The following is a 23,144-nucleotide window of genomic DNA, read 5'->3' as shown; positions in this document are numbered from 1 at the left end:
ATGGTTCAGCAACAAACTCGCCTGCGCGTCGCCGATAACACCGGCGCGAAAGAAATCATGTGTATCCGCGTTATGGGCGGCTCGCGCGTGCGCTATGGCTTTGTGGGCGATGTGATTATTGCCTCGGTCAAGGAAGCGACGCCGGGCGGTACCGTAAAGAAGGGCGAGGTTGTGCGCGCCGTGATTGTGCGCACCGCCAAAGAATATGTTCGCCCGGATGGCTCGCACATCCGCTTTGACGACAATGCGGCGGTGATCATCGGCAAAGAGAACAACCCGCGCGGCACGCGCATCTTTGGGCCGGTGGCGCGCGAGCTGCGCGAAAAAGCGTTCATGAAGATTATCTCGCTGGCGCCCGAGGTATTGTAAATCAGCGATTGGCGGCTTGTGGGAACCACCCGCAACGCAGATCGTAAGGGGTTGAGAGATATGCACGTCAAAAGTGGTGATGAAGTTCTGGTGATCACCGGCAAAGATAAGGGCAAGCGCGGCAAGGTTAAGGAAGCGCAGCCCAAGGATCGCCGCGTGATTGTTGAAGGGCTGAACATCATCAAACGCCACACCAAACAGCGTGGCCCAGGCCAGCCCAGCGGCATCATCGAGCGCGAAGCTGCAATTGATGCATCGAATGTGATGCTGATTTGCCCGCAGTGCGGCCGCGCCGCGCGAACTGGCCACCGCTTCCTGGAAGAAACCGACGATCGCGGTCGCCAGCGCAAAGTGCGCTTCTGCAAGGCCTGCGACGCGGCGGTGGATGAATAAAGCAGCGTACGGTTAGCAGGTAATTGAACATATCAAGGCCGGAATGCTGATAGTCGGCTTTCCAAGCCCTTGAGGAGTAACAATGGCAACGCGACTCAGAGAAAAATATGAAAACGAGGTCGTTCCGGCGCTGATGCAGGAATTCTCGTACAAGACCGTGATGCAGGTTCCGCGCTTGCAGAAGGTTGTGCTGAATATCGGCCTCGGCGAGGCGCTGCAGAACAACAAGGCGCTGGATGCTGCCGTGGGCGACCTGACCGCAATCAGCGGCCAGAAGCCGGTGATCACCAAGGCCAAAAAGTCGATTGCGGCGTTTAAGCTGCGCCAGGGCCAATCGATTGGCGCAATGGTGACGCTGCGCGGCCCGAAGATGTACGATTTCCTGGATCGGTTGATGAATTTGGCGCTGCCTCGTTTGCGTGACTTCCGTGGCATCAGCCGGCGTTCGTTCGACGGGCGCGGCAACTATAGCCTGGGCCTGCGCGAGCAGATTATTTTCCCCGAGATCGATTACGACAAGGTCGACAAGATTCGCGGCCTGGAAGTAGCGATCGTCACTAACGCGCCAGATGACGCCCAGGGCTATGCGCTGCTGAAGCGCCTTGGTATGCCATTTCGTGATTAGCACGGGCCAGGAGCAGGGGCCACGAAAACATTCGCCCCACTGACCAGCTCGGGCATAGGAGGAACTTTACATTGGCCAAAAAATCTCTAATCGTCAAGTCTCAGCGGGCGCCCAAGTATCGGGTTCGTGCGTACAATCGCTGCAAGCTGTGTGGCCGTTCGCGCGCATACATGCGCAAGTTCGGCATGTGCCGTATCTGCTTCCGAGAGAATGCACTCAAGGGGCTGATTCCTGGCGTTACCAAGTCGAGCTGGTAGTGCCCACTGTTGAGCAAGCGTATTTTGTGCGGCCCAGAACTAATACTGGTTTCAAGGAGGAGCGCCGTGAGCGTTAACGACCCGATTGCAGATATGCTGACCCGCATCCGCAACGCGTGCATGGCCCGCCACACAACTGTGGCAGTGCCGTCATCGAAAATGAAAGTTGCGATTGCCGATATTCTGAAGCGCGAAGGTTTTATTCGCGACTATGAGGTGCAGAAGGGCCAGCCGGCTGATACCATTGTTATTACACTGAAGTATACGAGTGATCGCCGCTCGGTCATAACCGGCCTGAAGCGTGTGAGCAAGCCGGGGTTGCGTATTTATACCGGCCGCGCCGACATCCCACGCGTGCGCAATGGCCTTGGTTTGAGCATCCTGTCGACTCCGCGCGGCGTGATGGCCGGCCACGAAGCGTGGCAGCAGCATGTCGGTGGCGAAGTGCTTTGCTACGTTTGGTAGCGGGGAGCAACGAGTATGTCGCGTATTGGTAAAAAACCGATCTCCCTTCCCAAGGGTGTGGAGATCCAGGTCTCTGACGAGAACTATGTCAAAGTCAAGGGCCCGAAGGGTTCCCTTGAGCAGCAGCTGCCGCCAGAGATTCAGATCGCTCAGGATAGTGGCGTGCTGACCGTCGCACGTCCTTCGGACGAGCAGCGCATGCGCGCGCTTCACGGCCTGACCCGGTCGCTGCTGGCGAATATGGTCACTGGCGTGACCGATGGCTACCAGCGTGTGCTTGAGATTACCGGTGTTGGCTTCCGCGCCTCGCGCGAAGGCAAAAACATCATTCTGCAAGTTGGGTTTTCGCACCCGATTCGCGTGGTGCCGCCCGAGGGCGTGACGTTCGATATCGTCGAGCGCCGCAGCGCCAACGAGCCACAGCAGGTGATCATCCGCGGTATCAACAAGCAGACGGTTGGCGAAGAAGCGGCCAAACTGCGCGGGCTGCGACCGCCGGAACCCTACAAGGGCTACGGCATTCGCTACCAGGGCGAAAAAGTCCGCCGCAAGGCCGGCAAGACTGGCAAGACGAAGTAGCGTTTCGGTTACACGCCATTGGGCGCTTGTAACTCAAGCATATTAGACAGGGGATATAATCTCTGTCGCCAGGAGTGAAACTATCATGGCAGGACGTTCACCCCGAGAGCTGCGTGTTCGGCGGCATTTGCGCGTGCGCAAGCGCGTTGGTGGTACCAGCGAGCGGCCGCGTCTGAGCATTTTTCGCAGCAGCATTCATATTTATGCCCAGGTTATCGACGATAGCCAGAACCACACGCTTGTTTCAGCTTCGACCAAAGACTCCGAGCTGGCGAGTGCGCTGACGGGCAAAACCAAGACTGAGCGTGCTAAAGCAGTGGGCGAGCTGATCGCTCAGCGCGCCAAAGCCGCCGGTATCGATAAAGTTGTTTTTGATCGCGGTGGCTTCAAGTACCATGGTCGCGTGCAAGCGCTGGCCGATGCGGCGCGCGAAGCTGGCCTAAACTTCTAACTCTGTAGCCAGCGTGTGGCTGGCGGTTGATGGTTTACCACCCGCAACAGCCGCAGGCGATGCCTACTGCTTACTGGAGGAATTGTGGCACAGAAACGCATTAACGCAGACGGCCTCGAGCTTGAAGAGCGCGTCGTTCAAATCAACCGCGTCTCGAAGGTTGTCAAAGGTGGCCGGCGCTTTAGCTTCAGCACCGTCGTCGTAGTTGGCGATGGCAAAGGCCATATTGGTGTGGGAATGGGCAAGGCCGGCGAAGTGCCTGAGGCAATTCGCAAGGGCGTGGAAGCGGCGAAGAAGAATGTTATTCGCATTCCGCTGAACAACACGACCATCCCGCACGACATCGAGACCGAGTTCTCATCGGCGCGCGTGCGCCTGATCCCGGCTGCGCCGGGCACGGGTGTTATTGCGGGCCGCGGCGTGCGCCCCGTCATCGAGGCTGCCGGCATCAAGGACATTCTTTCGAAGAGCTACGGCAGCAACAACCCCGTCAACGTGGTGAAGGCTGCGTTCAAGGCACTGAGCGAGCTGACTTCGCTTGAAGAGCAGGCTCGCATGCGCGGCATGACAACACAGGAACTGCACCAGCGGCGCATTCACGCCAAGGCCGAGCAGCAGGAGGCTTCGTGATGGCTAAGCTGCGAATTACCTATACCAAGAGCGCAATTGGCTACAGCATCGACCAGAAGGCGACCGTTGCGTCGCTGGGTCTGCGCAAGCTGAACAGCTCGGTGCTTCATAACGACACGCCGGCCATTCGCGGCATGGCCTTCAAAGTGCGCCACCTGGTGACCGTTGAGGAAGTTGCGGAAGACGTGGTGGCGAAGGCGAAACCCGCAAAGGCAGCCCCGGCCACCCGCGCAACACTGGTGCCTGAAGCGGCGCCTGAGAAGAAACCCGCGAAAAAGGCGCCCAAAGCCGACGATATCGAAATCGTTGAGGGCATTGGGCCAAAGATCGCCGGGCTGCTGCGCGACGCTGGCATCGGCACTTTTGCCGAGCTTGCCGCCGCCGACGTGAGCACGCTCACGGAAATTCTGCAGAAGGCAAACCTGCGCCTGGCCGACCCGACCACCTGGCCTGAGCAAGCGCAACTGGCTGCGGATGGCAAGTGGGACGAGCTCAAAGCGCTGCAAGATAGCCTCAACGCCGGACGGCGCGACTAGCGCACGCTTATTGAACGCTCGTACGGGCGGAGGATAACACCATGAAATTACATGATCTGAAGCCAGCTGAAGGCGCACACCGCGAACGAAAGCGGGTTGGTCGCGGCCCTGGCTCCGGTAAAGGCAAGACGGCTGGCAAAGGTATGATGGGTCAGAAAGCCCGCTCGGGCCCTGGGCCATACCGCACCTTTGAAGGTGGCCAGAACCGTATGGTTCGGCGTATGCCCTACCTGCGTGGCTTTAAAAACCGCTGGCGGGTTGAGTATCAGGTGATGAATGTTGGTGACCTGAGTGAGCTGCCAGCAGATCACGAGCTGACCATCGAGGATCTGGTTGCTTCAGGCGCAATCAACAAGAATAAGCCGCTGAAGATCCTGGGCGAAGGCGATCTGAATGTCAAGCTGACGGTGCACGCGCATAAGTTTAGCAACAGCGCGCGCTCCAAGATCGAAGCAGCTGGCGGCTCGGTGGTTGAAGAGCCATGGAATGTGGAGACTCGCAGCCGCAGCGCTGGCCCAAACCCGGCCATGCGCAACCGAAAGTAGGGATGCCTGTTTGGCCACCAGGCGGTAAACCCTATGTTTATCGCCTGGGCCGAGTATTGGCTACCTGATTGAGGAGACATCGTCGATGCTACAATCGGTTTTACGGGCGCTGCAGCTTCCAGATTTGCGCCGGCGGATCATATTTACCCTGCTGATGCTGCTGGTGTTTCGGTTTATTGCGCATATTCCTGTACCAAACATTGACCCAAGCGCGCTGGCAACGCTTCAGCAAGCGCTGCGCGACAATCAGCTCGCCGCGCTGCTTAATATTTTCGCCGGTGGCGCGCTGCAGAACCTTTCGGTTGCGGCAATGGGTGTGTACCCATATATCACTGCCCAAATTATTGTTCAGCTGCTCACTCCGCTGATTCCTGCGCTGGAAAACCTGCAGAAAGAAGGCGAGCAGGGCCGCATGCGCATCAATCGCATCACCTTCTGGGCGACGGTGCCGATGGCGTATCTGCAGGCCTACGGCCAAACGCTGACGATTGTTCGGGGCGTGAGCGGCGGCTCGGCTGTGTTTCGTTCAGAGTTCAATATTTTCAGTAATTTCTTCCCAACCTTTACGATTATCACAGCAATGGTTGCCGGGACGATGTTGCTGGTGTGGCTGGGCGAGCAGATCCAAGAGCGTGGCATTGGCAATGGCATCTCGATGATCATTTTCGCGGGCATTGTGTCGCGCTTGCCGAGCTTGATCAGCCAGGCATTTACGACTGGCACGCTTGGCGATGCGACCACGATTATTGGTTTGATTGCCTTCCTGGTAATTGGCTTGTTCACCATTGTCGGGATTGTGCTTGTGCAGGAAGGGCAGCGGCGCGTGCCGGTGCAGTATGCCAAGCGCGTACGCGGTAATCGCGTGTATGGCGGCCAGAATAGCCACATCCCGCTCAAGGTCAATATGTCGGGCATGATCCCGCTGATCTTCGCGCAAAGCATCATTATCTTCCCGGGCACGATTGCTTCGTATGGGTGCCCCGAGCAGGTTGCGCCAGAAGGCTCGAGCTTTCTGAAGCAGGCAGCCTGCTGGACATACCAGACCTTTAGCCCGCAGTTTGGGCGTGGCACACTGATCTATTCGCTGCTGTTGTTCCTGCTGGTGGTTGGCTTCACCTATTTCTATACAATGGTGATTTTCAACCAGCAGAATATTCCCGACTCGCTCCAGCGCAATGGCGGGTTCATCCCCGGTATTCGCCCAGGCAAGCGCACCGAGGAATACCTGAGCAAAGTAGTCTATCGTATCACTCTGGTCGGCGCCTTTTTCCTTGGCCTTGTAGCGATTTTGCCCTTCCTGACGCAGCAAATTACGGGGGTACAGATCGGTCTCAGCGCCACAGCACTGCTGATTGTTGTCGGCGTAGCGATTGACACCATGCGCCAACTCGAAGCACAGCTGGTTATGCGTAACTACGAAGGCTTTATTACCCGCTAGCATAATAAGGCGGCAGGACCAGCAGAGCTGCTCGGCGGCTCGATGATGAGCGGAAAGAGCTTCGGCATGGATGTCATTCTACTTGGCGCCCCCGGCGCCGGTAAAGGCACGCAAGCCCAATATCTCGAAAACCATACTGGTCTTGTCCATGTCGCCAGTGGGGATTTGTTTCGCGCGGCACTCCGCCAGGGCACCGAACTAGGCATGCTTGCGAAATCATACATGGATCGCGGGGAGCTGGTTCCTGATGAGCTCGTTATCCGTATGATCATCGAACGTATCAGCCAGGACGATTGCGCGGATGGGGTGATTTTCGACGGCTTCCCGCGAACACGCGACCAGGCGCTGGCATTGGAACGCGAACTTCTCGAGCATGGGCGCAAGATCGATTATGTGTTATACTTGCGCGTGCCCGACGACGTGCTGTTGCGGCGGATTGCAGGGCGGCAAACTTGCAAAACCTGCGGGTATATTTATAATATATACTATTTCCCATCGAAACGAGCGGATGTTTGCGACCATTGCGGTGGGAAGCTCTATCAGCGCAACGACGACACGCTTGAAACAGCGCGGCATCGGTTGCACGTATATTTTGCACAAACGAGGCCGCTCATCGAATACTACAGTGGGCACGGCACACTGATTGAGATCGATGGGCAGCGCGAAATCTCGTTGGTGACGGAAGCGATGACGTCGGCATTGGGCATTCATGGCAGTGACACTGAAAAATAAGGCCGAACTCGAAAAGATGCGGTGCGCGGGGCGTATCGTTGGCGAATGCCATATGCTCTTGCGCGACGCAATACGGCCCGGTATCACAACAAGCCAGCTCGATACGCTCGTTCACGAGTACATCGTCAAGCAAGGTGGAGTGCCTTCCTTTCTGGGGTATCCTGGCCCGACGCCATACCCAGCAGCGACATGTATTTCGGTCAATGAAGAGATTGTGCACGGCATACCCGGGCCACGCAAGCTGCGCGATGGTGATATTGTCAGCATCGATATTGGGGTGATCTGGGAAGGCTACCATGGCGATTCAGCCTGGACTTATGCTGTCGGCACAGTTTCGCCAGCAGCACGCCGATTGATGGATGTAACCGAGCACACACTTTACCATGCGCTTGAATTTGCGCAGGCTGGCGCTCGGCTCAGCGATATTTCGCACGCCATCCAGAGCTACGCCGAAGAGCGTGGCTGCGGCGTCATTCGGAAATATATCAGCCATGGAGTTGGCCGGGCGCTTCATGAAGATCCGCAAATCAGGAACTATGGCGAGGCCGGCAAAGGCATGCGCCTGCAGCCAGGGATGACATTTGCGATCGAGCCAATGATCACGAACGGCCATTATGACACGCGCGAATTGGCAGATGGATGGACGGTGGTAACCCTCGATGGAAGCCTGGCCGCCCACTTTGAACACACGATCGCAATTACGCAAAGTGGTGGGCCAGAAATACTCACCCTACAAGACTAACGCGACAAGGAGAGGTATGACCAAGAAGAAGGACGCCATCGAGATGGAGGGCACCATTACCGAGCCACTGCCTAATGCAATGTTTCGCGTGCAACTGGAAAACGGCCACGAAGTGTTAGCGCATATCTCGGGGCGAATGCGCATGAATTATATCCGTATCCTCAAAGGTGATCGCGTTCTGGTGGAGCTCTCGCCATACGATCTGACGCGCGGGCGCATCACGTATCGCTATCGATAGGGCACGGCAAAAGCAAATCAGCTGCCCGCCAGGAAGCGTGGGGCAGTGTATGTGTGTGTTAATTCTCTTATTTGGAACTATCGCGGGGCGACCCGCTCTTGATTGAACAGGAGAGCGCAATGAAAGTTCATGCGTCGGTCAAACCGCGCTGCGAATACTGCCGCGTTATCAAGCGCAAAGGCGTACTTCGGGTGATTTGCAGCCGGCAGCCGCGCCACAAGCAGCGGCAAGGATAGGTACTCAGTGGCGGGCGATGCCTACCGCCCACATAAGGAACAGGGAGAATCACATGGCTCGTATCGCTGGGGTAGACATCCCGCGGAACAAGAAGATCGAGGTTTCGATTACCTATATCTATGGTATCGGCAGCTCGAATGGCATGGATATCCTTCGGAAGGCGAACGTCAACCCGACTACACGGGTGCGCGACCTGACCGAAGAGGAAGTTGGCCGCATTCGCGAGGTTGTCGACCGCGAATACCGCGTTGAGGGCGACCTGCGCCGCGAGATTCAGCTCAACATCAAGCGCCTGATGGACATTGCCTGCTACCGCGGGCTGCGCCATCGCAAGGGTATGCCTGTGCGCGGCCAGCGCACGCGCACCAACGCGCGCACGCGCCGCGGCCGCAAGGGCCAGGCGATTGGTATTAAGAAGAAGACGGCGAAGAAGTAACAGTTTTTTCCAGCACGCGAACGGCGGGCTGCGGGCAATATCTGCTCGGCCGCCACGAAGCGGCTGATCAGTGGAGGTTTCATGGCCAAGCAACCGACCAAAGGCGGCGCAGCGGCAGCAGCCAAGCGCCAGCGCGGCAAGCGGCGCGAGAAGAAGAACGTGCCACGCGGCCAGGCGCATATCCAGAGCACGTTCAACAACACGATCGTTACTATTACCGACCCTTCGGGCAATGTTGTGTGCTGGGCGAGCGCCGGCCAGAATGGTTTCAAGGGGTCACGCAAGAGCACACCCTACGCTGCGCAGATCACCGCCGAGATTGCCGCTCGCAAGGCGCTGGAAAACGGCATGCGCTCGCTGGAAGTGTTTGTGAAGGGGCCGGGCGCTGGCCGCGAGGCCGCGATTCGCTCGCTTCAATCGAATGGTTTGCAGGTAACTGCAATCACTGATGTGACGCCGATCCCGCACAATGGATGCCGACCGCCCAAGCGCCGGCGCGTCTAATGAGGAGGGTTTGATAAACTCATGGCTCGTTATCGTGGACCTGTAGGAAAAATTAGCCGCCGCCTCGGCATCGGTATCACCGACAAAGGGCAGCGCGTGCTGAACAAGCGCTCCTTCCCGCCCGGCCAGCATGGCCCGAGCGCTCGCCGCCGGCAAGTCTCGGATTATGGCTTGCAGCTGCTCGAGAAGCAGAAGGCCCGCTATATGTATGGCGTGCTGGAGCGTCAGTTCCAGCGCATCTTCGAGAAGGCGCAGCGCTACCCCGGCGAGACCGGCGCGTACCTGTTCATTCTGCTGGAGCGCCGACTTGACAACGTTGTGTATCGCCTTGGCCTTGCGACGACGCGCCAGCAGGCGCGCCAGCTGGTGAGCCACGGCCACATCACCGTCAACGGCCGCAAGACCAACATCCCTTCCTACACTGTAAAGGTTGGCGATGTGATCGCGGTTCGGCCAGAAAGCCGCCGCCGCCAATATTTCAAGAACCTGGTGGATAGTGGCGAACTGAATCGCCGCAACACGCCAGACTGGCTGCGCCTGAATGCAGCCGACCTCGCTGGCGACATTGTGAGTATGCCGCGCCGCGAAGACGCTGAGCCCGAGATCAACGAACAGCTCATCGTCGAATTTTACAGCCGCTAAGAATGCAGATTGTAGATTGCAGTTTGCGGCCTCGCTTTGATGGCCTGCAAGATACAATCTGCAATCTAAATGTGTAGAGGAGGCGATCCGTGCTTGATATCGCCATGCCGAAAATCGAGGTCGTCCAGGCGGCTGAGAACTATGGTCGATTCAAAATAGAGCCGCTTGACCCCGGCTATGGCCATACCCTTGGGAACGCGCTGCGCCGAGTGCTGCTGTCGTCGATCCCTGGCTCGGCTATCACAAAGATCAAAATTGATGGCGTGTATCACGAGTTTTCGACGATCAGCGGCGTAAAAGAAGATGTCACTGAAATTGTCTTGAACATCAAGGGCATTCGCCTGCGCTCGTATGCCGAGCGCCCGGTGAAGGTGCTGCTGACCAAGCAGGGCGCCGGCATTGTTCGCGCCAGTGATATTGACACGCCCAGCAACGTCGAGCTGGTGAACCCAAATCATTATATTTGCACGCTTGACTCTGACGATGGCCACCTTGAGATCGAGATGACCGTCGAGCGCGGCCGTGGCTACCTGCCGGCCGATCAGCGCGACGCACTGCCGATTGGTGAAATTCCCGTCGACGCGATCTTCACGCCGGTGCCGAAGGTAAACTACGTCGTTGAGAATACGCGCGTGCAGCAGGCAACGGATTATGATCGCCTGCTGATTGAGATCTGGACGGACGGCACCATCAAGGCCGGCGACGCGCTGAGCCACGCCGCGCAGGTGCTAGTGCAGTACTGCCAGACGATCTCGGCCTTCAACCAGCTGACGGTCGATACCGACATTGCCAAGGCGCCCGACGGGCTGGCTATTCCGGCGGACATCTACGATACGCCGATCGAAGAACTTGACCTGTCGACCCGCACGTACAACTGTCTCAAGCGCGCTGACATTACCAAGGTTGGCCAGGTGCTTGAGATGGACGAGAAGGCGCTGCTCTCGGTGCGCAACCTGGGGCAGAAGTCGATGGAAGAGATCCGCGATAAGCTGATCGAGCGCGGCTACATCCCACAGCCGAGCGGCTTGCCCTCGGGGAATGGCGTAGCGGGCGAGTAACACGCAGAACCAGGCAGGGGCAGCGAATGGCAAGCGCTGCGCAATCGGTGCGACGTTTGCTGTTCACTGCCTTTGTATGACACGTAGAGGATTTGTATCATGCGACACCAACGAGTTGGCCGCAAACTCGGGCGCTCGGCTGAGCACCGGAAATCACTGTTGCGGAACTTAATGATCGAGCTGATCGAGCATCGCAAGATCCAGACGACCGCCGCCAAGGCGAAGTCGGTGCAGCCTGAGATTGAAAACCTGCTTGCGCTGGCCCGCCAGGATACGCCGCAGGCCCGCAAGGTCGCGCTTTCGCGCCTTGACAGCAAGGCCGCAATGCGCTCGCTGTTCGCGTTCGCACCAGCGCAGTATGCCGGCCGCAATGGCGGTTTCACCCGCATCACCAAACTTGGCCCGCGCCTTGGCGACGCAGCCGAAATGGTGCTGCTCGAACTGCTGTAGCGAGGCCGCGCCCGAACGCCGACGATGCGGAATGTTGCGCTGCGGCTCGAATACGACGGCACCGATTTTGCCGGCTCGCAGCTGCAGGCGAATGGGCGAACGGTGCAGGGTGAGCTTGAGCAGGCGTGGGAGCAGCTCACGCAGGCGCACGAGCGCATGCACCTGGCCGGTCGCACCGACGCAGGCGTCCATGCCCGCGGACAAGTAGCGAATGTGTGGACGGAAACGCAGCGCGATGTCGGGACTATCCAGCGCGCGCTGACGGCGATTTTACCGCACGACATTGCTGTGCGGGAGGCATGGGACGTTTCATCGGAGTTTCATGCGCGGCACACGGCGATCCGTCGCGACTATCGCTTTCTGATCGATAATGGTCGGGTCGCGTCGCCACTGCTTCGGCACCATGCGCTGCATGTAGCCCGGCAGCTGGATGTAGCAGCGATCAACGGTGCCATGGCAACGCTGCTGGGAACGCACGATTTTGCGGCGTTCGCGGGGGCGGGGCAGGAAGGCACGACGGTGCGAACGTGCTCTGTGGCACGCTGCCAGCCGATTGAGGTTTGGGGGCAGCCACTCCTGGCGATCGACATTGCCGCAAATGCTTTTCTGCGCCATATGGTGCGCAATATCGTGGGAACGCTGCTGCAGGTTGGCGACAACAAACGCGGCATCGAAGATTTCGCGGCGCTGCTTGAAGCCCGCGACCGCCGGAAGGCTGGCGATACTGTTCCAGCCCACGGCCTGTATCTTATGTCTGTGAGTTATCCATAAGGAACGATCATGAAGACCTATTCGCAGAAAGCGTCGGAGGTTCAGCGCGACTGGCATGTGGTCGATGCGACCGACCAGACGCTGGGCCGCCTGGCGACGCAGATTGCAACGCTGCTGCGCGGCAAGCACAAACCAACGTTTAGCCCGAATATTGATGGCGGCGACTTTGTAGTGGTGGTGAACGCCGAGAAGGTGCGCCTGACCGGCCGCAAAGTAGACCAGAAGATGTACTACCGCCACTCGGGCTACCCGGGCGGCTTCAAGGCCATCCCCTACCGCCGCATGATGAATACGCACCCCGACCGCATTCTGCGCTTCGCGGTGAAGGGTATGCTGCCCAAGACGCGGCTGGGCCGCCAGCAGATTATGAAGCTGAAGATTTATGCCGGCCCCACGCACCCGCACGCTGCACAGCAGCCCAAGGTGTACGAGCCGCGCCCGCGCGGATAACCGACGACGTGCCGCCGGCGAAACGTGCGGCAGTATACAACTCTACACCTTGTGAGGAATGAATGACTGAGAAACGCTACTATCAGGGCACCGGGCGCCGCAAGACTGCGGTGGCGCGCGTGCGGCTGTTCCCCGGCAGCGGTGAGTTCCTGGTGAATGGCAAGAGCATCACCGACTATTTCGGGCATCGCGAGCTGTTTGCCCGCGAGGTTGCGCGCCCGCTGGAGCTGACGGGCAACGCTTCGGCGTTTAACGTGCTGGCCAAGGTGCGCGGCGGCGGCGTGGCCGGGCAGGTGACGGCGGTGCGGCATGGTATCGCCCGCGCGCTGCTCGACGTGAATGCCGAGCTGCGCCCGACGCTGAAGAAGGCTGGTCTGCTGACACGCGACCCGCGTATGAAAGAGCGCAAGAAGCCTGGCCTCAAGCGCGCGCGCAAGCGGCCACAGTATACCAAGCGCTAAAACGTCGATACGCTACTGGAACGAAAAACCCTGCCTACGCGGCAGGGTTTTTCTTTACAGATTTTACGCCTGCCCTTCGGCAAGCTCAGGAGAGGCGGCGGGCAAGGAACTGATGCAAGGCGCTGCTGCAAGCGAAAGCTTTGGTTCGAAGGAGTTTATTTCAGAGTGCGCCAGGTGGAGGAAGGTAGCGCGCCACCAGATCGAGCAGTTGGGTGAGCTCAAACGGTTTGGGCAGGTAATCGACATTGCTCTGGCTCAGAACCTGCTCAGCAGCGGAGGTGCTGGCCGTCATCAGGATGACGGGAAGATCGGCAAGGCCGTTGGCGGCGAGGTGTTCGACCACCATCATGCCACTCATGTGCGGCATATACATGTCGACCATGACGAGGCCCGGGCGCTGCGCAGCAATGGCGTGAAGCGCATCAACGCCATTGGTAGCCGAGCGCACTGCGTAGCCTTCTTCTTCAAGCACTTCCACCACAAGGCTCAAAATATTCGCTTCGTCGTCGACGACTAAAATGTCGCCCGCCTGTTTCATGGACAGCTCCCCAGGGCATGTAACCGTATTGCCATTATAGCATAGGCCTTGGCGGTCGGAGCTGAATCGAGTGACGCAATGTGTCAATATTGTCTTTGGAACCCAACAGCACCGGCGCGCGGAAGGTGCTGCCATCCACAATCGACTGAATATCGAAAGGCTGGCCTGACAGCTCTTCGGCAGTGCCGCCAGCGGCATTGAGAATTGCCAGACCGGCAGCTACATCCCAGATCGCAAAGGTGTTGATCAGCGCGCCAACTGCGCTGCCGCGCGCGGTGTAGCAAAATGCGCCGACGGTTGCGCCAATGCTGCGCGTTTTCCCCACGAAGTCGATATCATAGCGGCGATGCGTGTTAGAAGGCGTGATCATCCAGTCGTCGCCGGTGAAAGGCCGCGTTTCGGCGACATGAATGGGCTGGCCGTTCCAGAATGCGCCGCCCGTCGGGCCGGCCCAGTAGCACTCGTTCAGCAGCGGGAAGTAGATCACACCCAGGTAGGGACGGCCGTGGCGCAGCAGACCCAGCGAGACGCCCCACATCGGCAGGCCAGCCACAAAAATAGCGGTGCCATCCAGCGGATCGATGGCCCAGACGAACTCACGCTCTAATGTTCGGCGGGTTTGTTCTTCCCCAATAATGCCGTGATCGGGGAAGTGCTCGGCAATGCGCGCCACCAGCAGGCGCTCGATCGCGACATCGGCTTCGGTGACGATGGTGTGATCAGGTTTGCGCTGGGCGGCAACGTGGTTGAACGAGCGCAGCGCAATGTCGCCGGCTTCGCGCGCCCAGGCGATTGGCGTTTCGATATTGATTGTTTCCACAGGCGTTCCCTTCTGCAATCGTGCGCCTGTATGGTATCATACCTGGCTGGTGACGCGAGAAGAAGGAGCGAGGCGTGCAGGTCGCCAACGATATTGTGCAGATCCAGCTGCCGCTGCCGTTTCCGCTGAAAATTGTCAACTGCTACGCGCTGCGCGATGGCGCGGGCTGGACGATTGTGGACACGGGCATTCACTACCCGCCGGGCGAGGCGGCCTGGCGCGCGGCCTTTGCGGCGCACGGAATCGACCCGGCGGCGATTGCGCGGATTGTGCTGACGCACGCCCACCCCGACCATTTTGGCATGGCGGGCTGGCTGGCCGACATGAGCGGCGCGCCCGTATTGATTTCCCCCGGCGAGGCAGCCTTCGCGCAGCAGGTGTGGTTCGACGGCGAGACGAACGAGCGCACCAGCACGGCATTTTTCCGCGCGCATGGCATGCCCGCCGACCTGGCCGAGCAGTTGCGCGCCAGCATGGCAGAAAACCGCAGCATGACGCCGCCGCTGCCGCGTGAGCTGACGCTGCTGGAGCCGGGCAGTACACTTCAGATTGGCGCGAGGGAGTTTGCGGTGATTGCCACGCCCGGCCACAGCCGCGAGCATCTGGTGTTTTACTGCGCCGCTGAGCGGATGATGCTGTGCGGCGATGCGGTGCTGAACAAGATTACGCCAAATGTCAGCCGCTGGCCCGATGGGCACCTGAACCCGCTGGCCGACTTCTTGCGCTCGCTGGAGCGCCTGGGCGAGCTGGATGTCGATCTGGCGCTGCCGGGGCACGGCCCGCTGATCACGACCTTCCGGCAGCGTCTGGGCGAGCTGCGCCACCACCACGACGAACGTCTCGACGCGATTGAGGCAGCGGCGGGCAATGGCGCGACGGCCTTCGCGGTTTGTCAGGAAATATTCCCGACCAGCGCGCTTTCGCCGCACCAGCTACGCTTTGCAATTGCTGAGACGCTGGCGCACCTTGAGTACCTGGCATTTGAGGGGCGCGTTGAGCGGGTGGAACAGCCACACTTGATGTACCGACAGATGCACTAGCCGAAGGTTGAGCCACAGAGCGCACAGAGACCACTGAGGAGAATAGTCAAAACTCAGAGCGCTCCGTGTTCTCTGTGGCCAATTCTTCTGCACCTTGCTATAAGTAGCAGAGCGACAACACACGACTATGCAATACCAAGCGATTCTTTTCGATCTTGACGACACGCTGTACGACCTGCGATCCTACTGGCGCGGGCGGCTCCACGAAGCGCTTGGCGACGTGCTGGCGCGCTACCCGCACTTCGAGCGCGACGCGCTGGTGCAGCAGGCCATCCGCGAGAAGGTGTATATCGAGCGGCTGCCGGCCTTTCTGCGCGCGCAGGGCGTGGACGACGAGCAACTAATTGCCAGCGCCAAAGAGGTGTTTGCGCGCGACTGGTTTGCGCGGCTGGTGCTGAACGGGGATGCGCCAGCCACGCTGCGCGCGCTGCGCCCGCGCTTCAAGCTCGGGCTGGTGACGAACGGCCCCAGCCGCACCCAGCGCCCCAAGATCGCGCAATTCGGGCTGGACGACTACCTCGACCTGCTGATTGTGTCGGAGGAAGCGGGCGTGGCCAAGCCCGACCCGGCGATTTTCCACATGGCGCTGGAACAGCTCGGCGTTGCGCCCACGCAGGCGCTGTATGTGGGCGACTCGCTGGAGTTCGACCTGCCGGGCGCTGACGCGGCGGGCATGCCATTTGTGTGGATGAACCCGCGCGGCGAGCCATTCCCCGAGCATTTGCCGCGCCCGCTGCACGAAATTCAGCGGCTGACCGAGCTTGTGGCGCTGCTGGGGTGATTGCGCACCTAGCCACCAAGGCAGCAAGACACCAAGATTTGCTTGATCGCAAGCGATTACTTGCGATCATGTCTGGTTGCGCGCCATGGAGTGGTACTCGCGATTGGGGCGCAGCTCGAGCGCGCTGGCGACGCGATTGCTGTAGTTGAAGAACGCCGCGGTCTGGATTATATCCATGATGTCTTCGTCGCTGAAGCCGTGCCCGCGCAGCGTGTCGATATCCTCGTCGCTGCATGTGTCGGAGGCGCGGGTGATTTTGACGGCGAAATCGAGCATGGCGCGCTGGCGTGGCGAAATGTCGGCGGCGCGGTAGTTGGCGGCAATTGTGTCGGCCAGCACCGCATCCTTGCTGCGCACGCGCAACACCGCGCCGTGCGAGGTCAGGCAGTAGAAGCAGTGATTCTGCGCCGAAACGGCCACGGCGATCATCTCGCGCTCGGCCTTGCTCAGTCCTGAATCGTCCATCATAATTGAGTCGTAGAGCGCCATGAAGCCGCGCAACTGCTGCGGGCGCAGCGTGTAGGCGCGGTAGACGTTCGGCACAAAGCCCGGTTTGGCGCGCATCTGCTCGAACTGCGCGGCAATATCTTCGGGCAGGGCGGCCTCGTCGGGCACGCGGAGGCGGCTGATGCGCTCGCTATCGTTCGGCTGCATGATGCTTCCTTTCTCCATACTTTTGCTGCTTCATTGGCGGCACCCAAGTGTACCACTATAGCAAAGTTCAGTAGTATTCGGCCACAGAGAACACGGAGCACACCGAGTTTGAAATCCATAGCTCAGTGGTCTCTGTGTTCTCTGTGGCTCAACCATTTTGTCTCTGCTCTAACCGTGCCGTGAGACTTTTGTAAGAACTTGCTGCTGGCGGTGTAAGAAATCGCGGCGATACTCGGCATGTGAGTGAGATGACCCTGCCACACGCATGAGGAGGATTGACGATGATTGGCAATATTGTTCGCGGCTGGAATGAGATGTCGCCGGTGCGCAAGGTTCGCCGGGTGATTTCGATTGGCCTGATTGGCTTTGCGATCTGGGCGCTTACGCCCTACCTGTATAGTCGCCAGGTCGACGAACCCTTCCCCGCTGCCGCGCCCGTGCCCACCGCCGCCATGGCCGATGCTGGCGCGATGAGCGACGCCAAACCGACCGCCGCGATGGCTGATGCGGGCGCGATGGCGAAACCAACTGCTGCAATGGCCGATGCTGGCGCAATGGCAAAACCCACTGCGGCAATGGCCGACGCTGGCGCGATGGCGAAACCAACTGCTGCAATGGCTGATGCTGGCGCGATGAGCGACGCCAAGCCGACCGCCGCAATGGCCGATGCTGGCGCGATGGCCGAGCCCACGGCCATGGCTGCAACTGAGCCGCTGGCGCTGGTGACGGGGAGTTTGGTGCCCGGCAGCACGCCCGGCGACCGCGCCTCGGGCAGCGCGACGATCTACCGCCTGACCGACCAGAGTCATGTGCTGCGCCTGGAAGAATTTGCGACCACCAATGGACCCGACCTGTTTGTGGTGCTGTCGCGCAACGCCAACCCCGACGCCGACGGCATTGGCGACAAGGGCAGTTATGTGCAGCTGGAAGCGCTGAAAGGCAACAAGGGCAGCCAGAACTACACCCTGCCCGCCGACCTCGACCCGAGCGGCTATAAGTCGGTGGTGATCTGGTGTCGCACCTTCAATATTGTGTTCGGCTATGCAACACTAGCGCCCAAAGCCTAGCAGGAATTAAGCGATCCACAGATTACGCAGATTTCGCAGATATTCAGGCTGGCAACAACCATAATCTGCGGCATCTGTGTAATCTGTGGGTGAAGTCTACGCGCCGGGCATATGCCGCACCACGACGATCTGCTGGCCGGCGCGATCCCAGCGCTCGACCAGAAAGCCCGATTGTGCAACGCCGTCGGGCACAACATCGAGCAGGAGCAGATTGTCGGGGACGGCGGCCAGGCTCGTGAAGCGATATTTCCCCAGGCGTTCGGGCGCGCCGGCTGCAGAAGATGCGTCGGCGCGCTCGCTTTGTAATTCCTGCGGGGAAACAAGCTGCGCGGCCAGCACATACAGCCAGGCATCGCGTGTGGCGTCGGCATCGATCCAGACTTCGTCGGCGGCGGCGTGGCGGCCAGCCAGCCGCACAGCTTCGAGCAGGCCCGGCTGCGTGTCTGCAAGCACGGGCGCGGGCGGCAGGGCCGGCTCCTGCGCGGGAATGCGGCTTGCCAGCGGCCAGCCGATCAGCGCAGCCAGCACTGCCGCCAGCACAGCCTGCGCAAGCCGCCGCCAGCGCCCGCCCACCACCAGCCCGGCACCGCGCCACAGCACCGCCACACCCGCGCCCGCCAGCAGCGGCGGGAACATCGCCAGAAAGATCGCGGCCGCATCGGGCTGAGTTGAACTCACCCCCAGCGGGATCAGCGCCGCCGCCAGCAGCAGCCACCAGTCGAAGGGCGAGGAATGCCGCACGCGTGGCCCACGCTCGGGGCGCAGCACAGCGCGCAAACCAAGCTGCCAGAGCAGCAGCGCCACACCGAGAGCGAGCAGCAGCCAGCTGGTTGCGCCAAGCAGGTCGCGCGGCGGCAGCAACTCGCGCAGGGTGTGCGCGGAAGGAACCGACGGTTCGGCCAGCGCCGCGCGCACAAGCATCTCGCCGCCATTTGGCAGCGACAATGTCAGGTAGTTTGCGGGGAGCCAGGCAAGCGTCAGCACAGCCAGCGCCGGCCAGCTCCGCAGCGCGGCACGCCAGCCCTGGCGCAGCAGCAGAAATACGAGCACGACCAGCACCAGCAGCACAAGCGGGAGACGCAGCGCCGGGTCGGCATACCAGCACAGGCCAGCGGTTCCGGCAAAGGCCAGCGCCGGCCCGCGCTCGGCGCGCTGAACGAACCAGAGCGCGGCCAGCGCGCAGGCAGCCCAGCCCACCATCACCAGCACGGCGGGCGTTGCCAGCCAGCCCAGCGCCAGTTGCCAGGGCGCAAGCGCCGCCGTCAGGCCAGCCAGCAGCGCCGCCGCAGTTGGAAGGTGCAGCCGGCGCGCGCAGCCATACACCAGCGGCGCAAGCAGCGCGCCGAGGATTGCGCCGGCAAGGCGGGCGGCCAGCAGAACCGGGCCAAACAGCGTCACAAACGGTATTTCGAAATAGGCCAGCAGCGGCGCGTTGGGAGCGCCCGGCGCGAAACCCAGGACATGGCCGGCTGCGTCGCGGGCAGTGCTGCGCAGGCTCCATGCATCGACAAGGCTGGCAGCCTCGGCGGGAGCGAAGCCAGGCGGTGCCCAGCGCAGCCACAGCAGGCGCACCAGCAGGGCCAGGGCGAGCAAGCCCGCCGGAGCGCCGTAGCCGTGCGCCATGCACCAGGCCATCGCAAGGGCCAGCAAGGCCACAGCAAGCAGCGCCGCCGTAATTTCAAGCGCAGCCCGCGCGCCAAAACCCTGCGCCCGCGCATCAATGGAAAAGACCTGCACGCCCAGGTAGCGTCCGTCAAACGGCGAGCGATCGACGCCGCTGAGCAGCACCAGCGCCCTTGTGCCGGGCGGAACCGTCACTTTGTAGTCGGTTGGTAGCTCGGGCGCGTCAAAGGCCAGCAGCGGCTGTGTGTCGGCCAGCAGCGCCACGCGTGGGGCGGCCCGCCCAGGCCAGCGCGTGCTGCCAAGCGTGAGACGAAGATCGATTGGCACCGAGCGCGGCGTGAGCGGAACAAGCAGGCGATTACCCGTCCAGCGGAATTCAACCGGCGCGCCTTCCGGCGCATACCATCCGCGCACCTCCGACCAGCGGACCGGCGAGCTTCCATAGGCCACCAGAACCAGCGCCGCCAGCAGCCCGAAAAGCGCCAGTGGAAAATGCCAGTAGCGGTTCATCGTACCCCATCATAGCGCGCGGATACTGCGCATTATACCGCCAGCGGCAAAACACACAATCTCGTGGTATACTGCCAGGCATCGCACAAACCCTGGCCGAAACGGGCCATTCACGCGCCCGCTGCAACCCCTAGGCCGAACGTTCGGCGCACGGTGACACGGCATGCCGCAACTGTCGTTTATCACCCCCGTGGCGCTGGCGGCACTCGCACTGGTGCCGCTGATGTGGGCGTTTGCGCTGCTCACCCCGCGCCGCGTTGCGCCACTGCGCTTCTGGGGCGGCCTGCTGCTCCGAACGCTGATTCTGGTGGCGCTGGTGCTGGCCCTGGCTGGCGCGCAGCTTGTGCAGCCAGTGCGCACACTCACCACAGTGTTCCTGCTCGACACCTCGGACTCAATCGCCCCGGCGCAGCGCGAGCGCGCCATTCAGTATGTCGACCGGGCGCTGGCCGGCTTGCCGCCCGGCGACCGCGCCGCGGTGGTTGCGTTTGGCGCGGGCGCGCTGGTGGAACGCGCACCGGCGAGCCTGGCCGCGCTTGGGCGCATCAACTCCGTGCCCGTCACCACCCGCACGAATATTCAGGAAGCTATTCAGCTTGGCGTGGCGCTGCTGCCAGCCGACTCGCAGAAACGACTGGTGCTGCTTTCCGACGGTGGCGAGAACAGCGGGCGCGCAGCCGATGCCGCCCGGCTGGCACTGGCGCGTGGCGTGCCGCTCGACGTTGTGATTCTGCCCAGCGAGCACGGCGCGGATGTGATTCTCACGGGCGTCGATGCGCCGCCGCAATCGCGTGAAGATCAGGAAGTACCCGTCAGCGTGCGGCTGAACGCCAACTACGCCACCAGCGGGCGATTGCAGATTTTTGTCGACGGCCAGCTTGCGCAGGAGCTGGACGTGACTATTCCAGCCGGGAGCAGCATCGTGAGCGCGCGCCTGCCCGCCGGCACGGCTGGTTTCCGCCGCATCGAGGCACGGCTGGAAGCGCAGGGCGATACCGAGCCACAGAACAACCGCGCCGGCAGCTTTGTCGAAGTGACCGGGCCGCCACGTGTGCTGATTATCGCCAGCGAAGCCGGGCGCGCCGCAAACCTGCGCGCCGCGCTTGAGTCGGCGGGCGTGCGCGTGGATGTGCTGCCGCCAGCGCAGGCGCCTGCCAGCCTGGATCAGCTCAGTACCTACGCCAGCGTCGTGCTGCTCGACACGCCTTCGCGTGATGTGCCGCGCGCGCTGCTGCAGGCGCTCCCCGGCTATGTGCGCGATCTTGGGCGCGGCTTTGCAATGATCGGCGGCACCGACTCGTTTGGCGCGGGCGGCTACCGCCGTACCCCGACCGACGCAACTGGCGCGAACATCGAAAGCATGCTGCCCGTCAGCCTCGACCCGCTCGACACCGCCCAGCAGCCCGATCTTGGCCTGGTGATGGTGATCGACCGCAGCGGCAGCATGAGCGAGCCAGCCGGCGGCCAGCGCACCAAGCTCGACCTGGCGAAAGAAGCGGTCTACCAGGCCACGCTCGGCCTGAGCCAGCGCGACCAGATTGGGCTGGTGGTGTTCGACGATCAGGCCGAGACGATCCTGCCCTTGCAGAAGCTGCCGTCGGCGGTGGAGATCGAACAGGTGCTGGGGCGCTTCAACGATGGCGGCGGCACCGACATTCTGCCGGGCTTGCAGGCGGCGGCGCAGGCGATCACCGCCGCAAATACCAAGATCAAACACATCATCCTGATGACCGACGGCCTTGCGCCCAGCAACTACAGCCAACTGGTGAAGCAAATGCACGACGCGGGCGTCACGATTTCGACCGTGGCGATTGGCAGCGACGCCGACGCGAATCTGGAAAATATTGCCAAGCAGGGCGGCGGGCGCTACTATCGCGTCGAAGACGTTTCGCAAATTCCCGCGATCTTCCTGCAGGAAACCGTGATCGTGGCCGGGCGCGACATTATTGAAGGGCAGATTGCCCCGGCTGTGGCGCTGCAAGCGCCGGTGGTGCGCGATTTGGGCGGTTTGCCGGCGCTGTATGGCTACAATGGCACCGAATTGAAACAGTCGGCGCGCGCGATTATCGTTACGCCCGACAACAAGCCGCTGCTGGCGCAGTGGCAGTATGGCCTGGGCCGCGCCGTGGCCTGGACGAGCGATTTCAAGGGGCAGTGGGGCCGCGACTGGGTGAGCTGGAACCAGTTCCCGCTGTTTGTGGGCGGCCTGGCCGATATGCTGCTGCCGCCGCCCGACGCCGGCACGCTGACGCTGCGCGCCAGCAGCTCGGGCGGGCAAACCGCGCTGGAGCTAAGCGCGCAGGACGAGCAGGGCCGCACACTCAACCAGCTGGCGCTGAGCGGCACGCTGGTCGCACCCGACAATGCTGGAGCGCCGCTCAAGTTCTCGCAGATCGCGCCCGGGCGCTACCGCGCCGTGGCCCCGGCCGACACGCCGGGCGTGTACCTCGCGCAGGTGGCTGCACTCGGCCCGGATGGTCAGCCGGTTGGCACAGCCACGACCGGGCTGGTGGTGAGCTACTCGCCCGAGTACAGCGAAACGCGCGACAACCCGCAACTGCTGCGCGACCTGGCGGGCATCACGGGCGGGCGGGTCGACCCGGCCCCCGAGACGATTTTCGACTCGCCGGCGCAGCGCGTGGGCACCGTGACCGAGATCGGCCTGCCCTTGGTCTGGCTGGCGCTGATGCTCTGGCCGCTCGATATTGCGCTGCGCCGGCTGTTCCCGCGCCTGGGCGATTTCGCGCCTGCGCTGGCACGGCTGCGCCGCCGACACCCCGCCGAAGAAGCGGCTGGCGCGGGCGCATCGATGGCGCGGCTCAGCGCGGCCAAGCAGCGCGCCCGCGATCTGCGCGCCGTGCCCGAGCTGCGCGCCCGCCCGGCCGAGCCGCTTGCCGCCGCGCCGCCCACGGCCGCACCCGCAACGACACAGGCAGCCTCATCTCCACAGGCCGCCACCCCGCCCCCCGAAGCGGCGCCAGCCGCCCCCACCAGCGACGACGACCAGCTTGCGCGGCTGCTTGCCGCCAAGCAGCGCGCCCGCAAACAGCGCCAGTAAGCATCACAAAGCCGCACGAATTTCTTAACAAAAAAAGTGTGTTT

General features: G+C 61.6%; 31 protein-coding genes and 1 pseudogene. 28 read left to right on the top strand and 4 right to left on the bottom strand.

What is annotated here, in order from left to right:
• The 24 genes and pseudogenes from rplN (at position 1) to rpsI (ending at position 13,009) form a co-directional block, all read left to right on the top strand.
• Entirely contained in the window at positions 1–369 is a 369-nt protein-coding gene (rplN, locus tag M1P90_RS32945) for a 50S ribosomal protein L14 (protein ID WP_483700075.1), read from the top strand.
• A 60-nt stretch (positions 370–429) separates the two neighbouring features.
• The gene (gene rplX / locus M1P90_RS32940) at positions 430–762 is read left to right on the top strand and encodes a 50S ribosomal protein L24 (RefSeq protein ID WP_483700074.1); all 333 of its coding nucleotides are present in this window, start codon (positions 430–432) and stop codon (positions 760–762) included.
• An 82-nt stretch (positions 763–844) separates the two neighbouring features.
• Positions 845–1,387: a 50S ribosomal protein L5 gene (gene rplE / locus M1P90_RS32935; RefSeq protein WP_483700073.1), complete on the top strand. Its 543-nt coding sequence runs from the start codon at positions 845–847 to the stop codon at positions 1,385–1,387.
• Between the two features lie 71 nt (positions 1,388–1,458).
• Positions 1,459–1,644: a type Z 30S ribosomal protein S14 gene (locus M1P90_RS32930; RefSeq protein WP_483700072.1), complete on the top strand. Its 186-nt coding sequence runs from the start codon at positions 1,459–1,461 to the stop codon at positions 1,642–1,644.
• A gap of 66 nt (positions 1,645–1,710) precedes the next feature.
• A complete protein-coding gene (gene rpsH / locus M1P90_RS32925) occupies positions 1,711–2,109 on the top strand; it encodes a 30S ribosomal protein S8 (protein WP_483700071.1) in 399 nt (132 codons plus the stop codon).
• A gap of 15 nt (positions 2,110–2,124) precedes the next feature.
• The gene (gene rplF / locus M1P90_RS32920; RefSeq protein WP_483700070.1) at positions 2,125–2,688 is read left to right on the top strand and encodes a 50S ribosomal protein L6; all 564 of its coding nucleotides are present in this window, start codon (positions 2,125–2,127) and stop codon (positions 2,686–2,688) included.
• An 85-nt stretch (positions 2,689–2,773) separates the two neighbouring features.
• Complete coding sequence (rplR, locus tag M1P90_RS32915; RefSeq protein WP_483700069.1) at positions 2,774–3,139, top strand: 50S ribosomal protein L18; 366 nt, start codon at positions 2,774–2,776, stop codon at positions 3,137–3,139.
• Positions 3,140–3,223: 84 nt separating this feature from the next.
• Complete coding sequence (gene rpsE, locus M1P90_RS32910) at positions 3,224–3,769, top strand: 30S ribosomal protein S5 (RefSeq protein WP_483700068.1); 546 nt, start codon at positions 3,224–3,226, stop codon at positions 3,767–3,769.
• Positions 3,769–3,963: pseudogene (gene rpmD, locus M1P90_RS32905) on the top strand (50S ribosomal protein L30); the annotation flags it as partial. The gene rpsE and the pseudogene rpmD, both read left to right, overlap by 1 nt.
• A complete protein-coding gene (locus M1P90_RS32900; RefSeq protein WP_483704725.1) occupies positions 3,955–4,305 on the top strand; it encodes a DUF4332 domain-containing protein in 351 nt (116 codons plus the stop codon). The pseudogene rpmD and the gene M1P90_RS32900, both read left to right, overlap by 9 nt.
• A 41-nt stretch (positions 4,306–4,346) precedes the next feature.
• Positions 4,347–4,850 (top strand): 50S ribosomal protein L15, encoded by a 504-nt coding sequence (rplO, locus tag M1P90_RS32895; RefSeq protein ID WP_483700067.1) that lies wholly within the window; start codon positions 4,347–4,349, stop codon positions 4,848–4,850.
• 85 nt (positions 4,851–4,935) lie between these two features.
• Positions 4,936–6,288: a preprotein translocase subunit SecY gene (gene secY, locus M1P90_RS32890; RefSeq protein WP_483700066.1), complete on the top strand. Its 1,353-nt coding sequence runs from the start codon at positions 4,936–4,938 to the stop codon at positions 6,286–6,288.
• A gap of 66 nt (positions 6,289–6,354) precedes the next feature.
• On the top strand, positions 6,355–7,020 hold the full coding sequence (locus M1P90_RS32885; protein WP_483700065.1) for an adenylate kinase: 666 nt from the start codon (positions 6,355–6,357) through the stop codon (positions 7,018–7,020).
• Entirely contained in the window at positions 6,998–7,762 is a 765-nt protein-coding gene (gene map / locus M1P90_RS32880; protein WP_483700064.1) for a type I methionyl aminopeptidase, read from the top strand. Before M1P90_RS32885 ends, map begins: the two co-directional genes overlap by 23 nt.
• Before the next feature lie 16 nt (positions 7,763–7,778).
• Complete coding sequence (gene infA / locus M1P90_RS32875) at positions 7,779–8,000, top strand: translation initiation factor IF-1 (protein ID WP_409571226.1); 222 nt, start codon at positions 7,779–7,781, stop codon at positions 7,998–8,000.
• A 119-nt stretch (positions 8,001–8,119) separates the two neighbouring features.
• Complete coding sequence (rpmJ, locus tag M1P90_RS32870) at positions 8,120–8,236, top strand: 50S ribosomal protein L36 (protein WP_409571225.1); 117 nt, start codon at positions 8,120–8,122, stop codon at positions 8,234–8,236.
• Positions 8,237–8,289: 53 nt separating this feature from the next.
• Entirely contained in the window at positions 8,290–8,673 is a 384-nt protein-coding gene (gene rpsM / locus M1P90_RS32865; protein ID WP_483700063.1) for a 30S ribosomal protein S13, read from the top strand.
• Positions 8,674–8,754: 81 nt separating this feature from the next.
• Positions 8,755–9,177 (top strand): 30S ribosomal protein S11, encoded by a 423-nt coding sequence (gene rpsK / locus M1P90_RS32860; RefSeq protein WP_483700062.1) that lies wholly within the window; start codon positions 8,755–8,757, stop codon positions 9,175–9,177.
• Between the two features lie 21 nt (positions 9,178–9,198).
• Entirely contained in the window at positions 9,199–9,819 is a 621-nt protein-coding gene (gene rpsD / locus M1P90_RS32855) for a 30S ribosomal protein S4 (RefSeq protein WP_483700061.1), read from the top strand.
• Between the two features lie 89 nt (positions 9,820–9,908).
• Positions 9,909–10,877 carry a DNA-directed RNA polymerase subunit alpha gene (locus tag M1P90_RS32850; protein ID WP_483700060.1) on the top strand — a complete coding sequence of 323 codons (969 nt, stop codon included), beginning with the start codon at positions 9,909–9,911 and terminating at the stop codon, positions 10,875–10,877.
• 99 nt (positions 10,878–10,976) lie between these two features.
• Positions 10,977–11,327, top strand: coding sequence for a 50S ribosomal protein L17 (gene rplQ / locus M1P90_RS32845; protein ID WP_483700059.1), 351 nt, complete (start codon positions 10,977–10,979; stop codon positions 11,325–11,327).
• Positions 11,328–11,351: 24 nt separating this feature from the next.
• Positions 11,352–12,098: a tRNA pseudouridine(38-40) synthase TruA gene (gene truA / locus M1P90_RS32840; RefSeq protein WP_483700058.1), complete on the top strand. Its 747-nt coding sequence runs from the start codon at positions 11,352–11,354 to the stop codon at positions 12,096–12,098.
• 9 nt (positions 12,099–12,107) lie between these two features.
• A complete protein-coding gene (gene rplM / locus M1P90_RS32835; RefSeq protein WP_483700057.1) occupies positions 12,108–12,548 on the top strand; it encodes a 50S ribosomal protein L13 in 441 nt (146 codons plus the stop codon).
• 62 nt (positions 12,549–12,610) lie between these two features.
• Complete coding sequence (rpsI, locus tag M1P90_RS32830) at positions 12,611–13,009, top strand: 30S ribosomal protein S9 (RefSeq protein WP_483700056.1); 399 nt, start codon at positions 12,611–12,613, stop codon at positions 13,007–13,009.
• 160 nt (positions 13,010–13,169) lie between these two features.
• Here the strand turns inward: rpsI and M1P90_RS32825 are convergent, their stop codons facing one another.
• Both M1P90_RS32825 and M1P90_RS32820 read right to left on the bottom strand, forming a co-directional pair.
• Complete coding sequence (locus tag M1P90_RS32825; RefSeq protein WP_483700055.1) at positions 13,170–13,547, bottom strand: response regulator; 378 nt, start codon at positions 13,545–13,547, stop codon at positions 13,170–13,172.
• Between the two features lie 34 nt (positions 13,548–13,581).
• The gene (locus tag M1P90_RS32820; protein ID WP_483700054.1) at positions 13,582–14,367 is read right to left on the bottom strand and encodes an inositol monophosphatase family protein; all 786 of its coding nucleotides are present in this window, start codon (positions 14,365–14,367) and stop codon (positions 13,582–13,584) included.
• A 74-nt stretch (positions 14,368–14,441) separates the two neighbouring features.
• On the opposite strand from M1P90_RS32820, the gene M1P90_RS32815 reads away from it, so the two are divergent.
• Together M1P90_RS32815 and M1P90_RS32810 are read left to right on the top strand one after the other, a co-directional pair.
• Positions 14,442–15,407, top strand: coding sequence for an MBL fold metallo-hydrolase (locus M1P90_RS32815; protein ID WP_483700053.1), 966 nt, complete (start codon positions 14,442–14,444; stop codon positions 15,405–15,407).
• 127 nt (positions 15,408–15,534) lie between these two features.
• Positions 15,535–16,188, top strand: a complete 654-nt coding sequence (locus M1P90_RS32810; protein ID WP_483700052.1) for an HAD family hydrolase — start codon at positions 15,535–15,537, stop codon at positions 16,186–16,188.
• Positions 16,189–16,254: 66 nt separating this feature from the next.
• On the opposite strand, the gene M1P90_RS32805 is transcribed toward M1P90_RS32810, so the two are convergent.
• A complete protein-coding gene (locus tag M1P90_RS32805) occupies positions 16,255–16,842 on the bottom strand; it encodes a peroxidase-related enzyme (RefSeq protein WP_483700050.1) in 588 nt (195 codons plus the stop codon).
• Positions 16,843–17,123: 281 nt separating this feature from the next.
• Between M1P90_RS32805 and M1P90_RS32800 the strand changes: the two genes are divergently transcribed.
• Positions 17,124–17,909, top strand: a complete 786-nt coding sequence (locus tag M1P90_RS32800; RefSeq protein ID WP_483700049.1) for a DM13 domain-containing protein — start codon at positions 17,124–17,126, stop codon at positions 17,907–17,909.
• Positions 17,910–18,005: 96 nt separating this feature from the next.
• On the opposite strand, the gene M1P90_RS32795 is transcribed toward M1P90_RS32800, so the two are convergent.
• Complete coding sequence (locus M1P90_RS32795; RefSeq protein WP_483700048.1) at positions 18,006–20,042, bottom strand: hypothetical protein; 2,037 nt, start codon at positions 20,040–20,042, stop codon at positions 18,006–18,008.
• Between the two features lie 163 nt (positions 20,043–20,205).
• Here M1P90_RS32795 and M1P90_RS32790 point away from each other — a divergent pair, with 163 nt between their 5' ends.
• Positions 20,206–23,100: a VWA domain-containing protein gene (locus tag M1P90_RS32790; protein ID WP_483700047.1), complete on the top strand. Its 2,895-nt coding sequence runs from the start codon at positions 20,206–20,208 to the stop codon at positions 23,098–23,100.
• Positions 23,101–23,144: the final 44 nt, after the last annotated feature.

Source organism: Kouleothrix sp. 19917 (genome assembly GCF_057073505.1).
The sequence above is the reverse complement of the archived record's forward strand: the minus strand, read 5'-3'. Positions and strand labels throughout refer to the sequence as shown.